The following is a 653-nucleotide window of genomic DNA, read 5'->3' as shown; positions in this document are numbered from 1 at the left end:
GAGTGCAAGACTCATCACCAGACATGGCCCCCCTTCTCCCGAAGTTACGGGGGCATTTTGCCGAGTTCCTTAACCATAGTTCACCCGAACGCCTCGGTATTCTCTACCTGACCACCTGAGTCGGTTTAGGGTACGGGCCGCCATGAAACTCGCTAGAGGCTTTTCTCGACAGCATAGGATCATCCACTTCACCACAATCGGCTCGGCATCAGGTCTCAGACTATGTGTCACGCGGATTTGCCTACGTGACGTCCTACACCCTTACCCCGGGACAACCACCGCCCGGGCTGGACTACCTTCCTGCGTCACCCCATCGCTCACCTACTACCAGTCTGGGCCACCGGCTCCACCACTCCGCGCTTGTCCGAAGACGCACACGGCGGTTTCACGGGCTTAGCATCGCTGGGTTCAGCGCTGGCGCTTCAAAGCGGGTACCGGAATATCAACCGGTTGTCCATCGACTACGCCTGTCGGCCTCGCCTTAGGTCCCGACTTACCCTGGGCAGATCAGCTTGACCCAGGAACCCTTAGTCAATCGGCGCACACGTTTCTCACGTGTGTATCGCTACTCATGCCTGCATTCTCACTCGTGAACCGTCCACAACTCGCTTCCACGGCTGCTTCACCCGGCACACGACGCTCCCCTACCCATC

General features: G+C 58.7%; 1 rRNA gene. It reads right to left on the bottom strand.

What is annotated here, in order from left to right:
* Window positions 1-653, bottom strand: a 23S ribosomal RNA gene (locus RND61_RS32500); the annotation flags it as partial.

Source organism: Streptomyces tamarix, assembly GCF_032423885.1.
Taxonomy (GTDB): Bacteria; Actinomycetota; Actinomycetes; order Streptomycetales; family Streptomycetaceae; genus Streptomyces; species Streptomyces tamarix.
This window is presented reverse-complemented; position numbering and strand designations above follow the sequence as displayed.